A 5,805-nucleotide genomic window follows, 5' to 3' on the forward strand; every position below is an offset into this window, starting at 1 on the left:
TTAAGTTCAATTAGCACGTATGACCTAAGTGGATTATTATAGAAAACCATATCTACATAATAATGAGTATTATTAATAGTTACTCTTTGTTGTGTACCAACAAACATAAAACCACGTCCGAGCTCTAACAAAAACTTCTCTATTTGTTCTACCAATGCCCTCTCAAGGTCATTTTCCAATACAGGCTTATTATCCGGTATACCTAAAAACTCAAAAACATATGGATCTTTTATCATATCAGAGGGTGTCAATAACTCAATTCCCTTTGTCGCTAATTTATAAACTTCTTCTTTATTTATTTGTCCTTTAGATAAAAGTAACCGTTCATACAATGATGTTTCAATTTGCCTTTTCATCTCCCTTACAGACCAATTTGAGTTTTGTGCTTCATTCTCATAGAACTGCCTTTTTTCTTTGTCTGTGATACTTAATAATTCACAATAATGAGTCCAACTTAATTTGCCAGTCACTGACTGGCATTTTTCATAATACAAGTAAAATGCTCTCATGTTTTGTAAATTTGATCTCGAAAACCCTTTTCCCAACTCTTTCGTCAATTCCTTAGATAACTGCTTTAACGTCTGCTCCCCATATGCTGCTCTTAAACTATCATTTTGCTCATAACGCACAATTATTTCACCTATTTTCCAATAAGCAATAATCAGCTCATCATTGACCTTCCGTGTTGCATTTTTTCTTGCTGCTTCAAGAATATCTTTTATTTCATTAATCATTGGATTTGCCATCTCGTATGCCATCAAATCACCAACTTTCTAAAATATAGTCCTAATACTAAATATCTTGTTTTTCTATATTCATTTCAATATCAATAGTCTGAGTATCTTTTTTACGGGTTAAGAGCACCACAGTCTCAACATGCGGTGAAAGGTATTATTTATATTACATGCCGATAGTATACACTCACCTCTTATTTATTTACGCCTTTTCTTTATTATAAATATGTAAGAATATCTCCATTTATATTTTTAAATATTTTTTTGTTACTAAATCTCATTCTAGAAGAGCCTATGATAAAGAGATTGAGAAATTAGCGTTCGCACTGTGGATTGCAAAACTGATTTATTATTCCATCATCATTTCAATTTTTATATGTGGTATTACAGTATAGATGGGTAACCTGACCATTGTTTATTGCATTTGTTCCACCATCTTGTTTTCTATGTATATGATCCACGGATACGGAATTATTGTCCATATATCCTCCGCATATTGGGCATTTAGGTAGTGTAGACACATATGTATGCAATTTAATCTGTTGTTTTTTCCCTCGTGAAAAGTTGCTATTAACAGCAGAGGATTCGTTATCTACAATTTCTGTTTGTAAAAATCTGAATTCATCTATCTCCTTTAGACATGTAATTACACTTTCAATTGTTATCTCTTTATCTTTTGAAATAATATCTAAAATGGCATCGAAATAATTTTTTATCGGAGCAAATGCACGTTTTGATTGTCTAAATCTTCTTACAATCTGCTGTACAAGAAAACTGTATTGATAAATCACCTGTTCAAACAGCTCTCTATTTTCTACAAATTTATTTATATTTTTCTTCTCTATTAAATCTTTAATAAACATTAAAAAACCATAATATGAAGCAATTTTATGCTTACCTAAGTCAGAATAGAAATAAATGAACGGATGAATTCCTAAAGAAAATGGTTTATTCGAGTTTATATACTCCAAAATTCGCAATGTCTCATTTAGGTATAATAAAACCGTTTTCTCTGCGCCAATTTCAAGTTTTTTTACACCATCTAAGCCATTACATATTTTTATAGTTTGAGTGACTACATCTAAGGTCAAATTTGACAATCTGGGCCCTGCAATCGGAAAAGAATTAACATCATTTATATCAAAGGTTTTTGTACCAAACATAATCTGATGAATATTTTTTGCTTTATCAATAATCTTATTTTGGTACTCATCCGAAAAACTTGACCAATAACTATATCCCTTACCTGCCCGCACAACTGCTCTTGCAGAAATAGCAAATGCCATGTCGAGGTTTTTTATTAATTCAAGTTCTGCATCACTGATTTTTGTCGCAGATTGGTTGATTTTCAGGAAAGAATCTTCTGCCTTGCTTGCATCACCATCTACCCACTGTACTTGCAGACCCAATGCTCCAAGATTCTTAGCAGATTCGATTTTTTTAACATTATCTGTTGCGGATAAATTTCGAGATATATTCCATATTTCCGTGAATGAACCAAATTTCTCGTTAACTAAACGCCTCGTTTTATCTGCAATTTCTTTTTGTTCTGTTGAGATATAGTTACCATAAAACTTCTGGGAGATAGGTCCATCACCATAATCATCGTTAATCCATGCGCCTAAACTACTTAGTCTATGTGCTCCATCAATAACAAAAATATAACCACCTTGATTTCTCCATAAAATTATAGATGGGACTAACTCATTGTTTAAAAAACTCCCAACCATCGAAACAATTTTTGTTGATTCCCAATCATTTGTTTCTCTTTGAAATATTGGTTTTCTCAACGCAGAAAAGAAAAAAGAATCATATTTCAAATCTTCAATCGACAAAGTTAATTTGTTTCTTGTATTTCCACTATTACCAATTGTAGAAATAATCTCAAAATCTTCTCTTGGAATTAGTGCATCTAAAGTTACAGTTTTCATTATTAACACTCCTTTTCTTAATATAAATTATCAATCATATCACCAGTAGTGAGCATTCAAATTATATAATTTATTTTGGTACATAATTAACTACGTAATATTATCTTTAGAATTCTTCATATATCAACCCGCTTTTGCCAAAACGTTCATTTTCCTTACCCCACCCCAGTAATCGGAAACTTATATCATTTCAACAAGCCAAAAAGCACACCTACATCTCCTGCCCAATTTCCTAAAACCCTTTGATTTACTGGCCTTTTCTAGTCAGCAGAACCACGGTTTCAACATGCCCAGTCCCAGGAAACATATCAACCCCCACAACCTTCACAACCTCATACCCTCTCCCCTGCAGCACTTCCAAATCCCGAACCAGACTGGTAGGCTTACAGGAAATATAAACCATTCTATCCACTCCAAAATCAATAATCTTCAGCAACGCCTTTGGATGAATTCCATCCCTTGGTGGGTCAAGGACAATAAGATCCGGTGTTTCCTTCACGAGATCAATTGCTTTTAATACATCCCCTGCAATAAACTCACAATTATCCAAATTATTCAAAGCCGCGTTTACTTTTGCTGCTTCCACCGCCTCTTCCACGAATTCAATACCAATTACCTTTTTGGCAACCGGAGCTAACATCTGTGCAATCGTTCCGGTACCGCTGTAGAGGTCGAATATCACTTTATCTTTCGTCTCTCCCACATAAGAACGTGCTGTCTCATACAATACCTCTGCGCCAAGTGAATTTGTCTGAAAAAAGGAGAATGGAGAAATTTTAAATTTAAGACCTAACAGCTCTTCATAAAAATAATCCTGTCCATATAATATTTTAGTTTCATCATTCTGAACGACGTCGGCAAGACTATCATTTAATGTATTTAATATCCCTACGATTCTGCCATCTAATTCTAATTCCAAAAGCCTGTCCTTAAGGCCTTCCAAATTGGGCACTGACTGAGTACTGGTTACTAGATCAATCAGGATCTCTCCTGTCTTCTGTCCCTTACGAACTAACAGATGACGTAAATATCCCTGGTGAGATAATTTATGATAGAAACTCAGATCCGTCTCTTTAAAATATCCCAGCACACAGTCCAGAATTTTATTATAATCGTCGTCTACGATTTTACACTGATCAACCGTTACAATATCATAAAAGCTTCCACGTTTATGCATTCCTAATGCCAACGGGCCATCTTTTATTTCATCCCCAAATGAAAATTCCATTTTATTACGATATGCAAATTGCTGGGGACTGCCTTTAATTCCTTCGAATTCATAATCTTTACAGACGCTGTCTATCAGATCTTTTACCTGCTTTTCTTTCAGGGCAAGCTGCGTCGGATAATCCAGATTTTGATATGTACAGCCACCGCAGATACCAAAGTGCGGGCAGGATGGTTCTACTTCCACAGGCGACTTTTCAATGACTTCTAGCAATCGTCCCTCGCATTTTCCCTTTCGGATTTTATTGATAGAAAAGCGAACTTTCTGACCAGGAACACCATTTTTAACAATAACTGTTTTTGATTCATTCTCTACTTCTACAATCCCTTTGTTTGGAAATACTACTTCTTTTATAACACCTTCTAATACTTGACCTTTTTTCACAATTTTACGCTCCATTTATATTTTATATTTTTATTATTATCGTCTTTTTTATTGCCCTTCTTATTATCTTATTATTGTCTTTATTGTTATCTTTATTGTTGTCTTTATTATTGTCTTTACTTTCTAATATTAAACTTTCTTGGTTTAACTAATTACAATTACAAAATAATTAAAACGTAGTTTCAAAGAATTGATATTAATTACCTTTGCTCTTTTTTCTCTTGCTGTTCAATCTTTTATTTTTTCTTCTTTTATTTTTCTTCCTTTACTCTTTTATTCTCTGCGGCAGTTTCCTTTACCTCCATATCAAAGTTGATATTGGCTTCATCTATCATAAGATTCGGAATTGGAACCAGCCTTATATATTCGGGTGCTTTTGACTCTATTGGATTTCTATGATCGTTTCGTTTATGGCACTGTTCTTCGTTTTTGTCACGCTCCCTGGAATCTGACTGTACCGGAACTTTATTAGTTTCTTCCTGATCGCTATTGTACTCATTAAAATAATCGGTATCATTCTTACTCTCATCACAGTTTTTGTCACATTGATACTTGCATTCACCGTTTTTATTCATAGTAGAACCCCCATATAATATTAGTATTTTTCCAACAATATGAAATCTCTCTTAAAAGTCAACTTCAGATCAGCCCTTTTATATCCATCTGTTTTCTAATCTCACCGCTAACCGCTAACCCCTGCTTCCATTCTACCAAATCTCACCCCATAATACAAATTTTTCGTAAAAAAAAGCAGGTGCCAAATGACATCTGCCCTTTTATGCATTTTTAATTAATCTACTGCGTCTTCAACGGCGTCTTTCACTTTTTCTGCTGCTTCTTTGACGTCTTCTTTTACATCGTCAATAATATCATCAGCATCATCAAAATAATCATCGAAATCATCATCGAAGTCCTCTTCAAAGTCTTCCAGATAATCCGGCGTGAAATAACGATAAACACCATAAGCGATTGCTGCTACTGCTGCTACAGCACCGATAATTGCCAAAACCCAAAGCACTGTATTTTTGTTTTTGTCATCCTCTTTTTTCTGTAATGCAGCCAGTAATTCTTCAAATTTGTTCATATCCCTTACACGTCCTTTCATTAGATTTACTCTTATGACTAGTATATCACTAAATACTAAATTTTACTATATGAAAAAAATATTTTATACTTTCTTTAGTTTTGCAAAGGCCGCAAACATCTTTTTTACGCCTGCTTTTTCGAAGTTGACGGTTACTTCATAGTCTTTGCCGCCCTCTACAATTCCTTCGACGGTTCCCACACCGAATTTAATGTGCTTTACCTGATCTCCAACGCCGTAATCCAGGGCATCCGCCTTCTTTACCTGGAACTGTCTGGGATCAAATATTTTTGTTTTGAATGCTGTTTTTGCCTGTGCATAATTGGTTGGCTTCGGTATGTCTTCTACCTTATCTTTTACCTGTCCGCCCACGGCTACCAGCTCACGGGGGATTTCCCGAATGAATCTGGATACTTTGTTGTACTGGGTCTCACCGCGGATCAT

Annotated in this window: 4 protein-coding genes and 2 pseudogenes; all 6 read right to left on the minus strand. The window is 34.6% G+C overall.

Features of this window, described 5'->3' with window-relative positions:
* Nucleotides 1-734: PDDEXK nuclease domain-containing protein (locus ACH2DQ_RS12805; protein ID WP_395026983.1), on the minus strand; the 734-nt coding region annotated here is incomplete at its 3' end.
* A 365-nt stretch (nucleotides 735-1,099) separates the two neighbouring features.
* A complete protein-coding gene (locus ACH2DQ_RS12810; protein WP_395026985.1) occupies nucleotides 1,100-2,665 on the minus strand; it encodes a DUF262 domain-containing protein in 1,566 nt (521 codons plus the stop codon).
* Nucleotides 2,666-2,912: 247 nt separating this feature from the next.
* Nucleotides 2,913-4,277: a 23S rRNA (uracil(1939)-C(5))-methyltransferase RlmD gene (gene rlmD / locus ACH2DQ_RS12815; RefSeq protein WP_395026987.1), complete on the minus strand. Its 1,365-nt coding sequence runs from the start codon at nucleotides 4,275-4,277 to the stop codon at nucleotides 2,913-2,915.
* Nucleotides 4,278-4,528: 251 nt separating this feature from the next.
* Entirely contained in the window at nucleotides 4,529-4,852 is a 324-nt protein-coding gene (locus tag ACH2DQ_RS12820; RefSeq protein WP_394913420.1) for a DUF2589 domain-containing protein, read from the minus strand.
* 293 nt (nucleotides 4,853-5,145) lie between these two features.
* A pseudogene (locus ACH2DQ_RS12825) lies at nucleotides 5,146-5,361 on the minus strand (hypothetical protein); the annotation flags it as partial.
* Nucleotides 5,362-5,445: 84 nt separating this feature from the next.
* Nucleotides 5,446-5,805: pseudogene (locus ACH2DQ_RS12830) on the minus strand (ATP-dependent DNA helicase PcrA); the annotation flags it as partial.

Source organism: Robinsoniella sp., assembly GCF_034124845.1.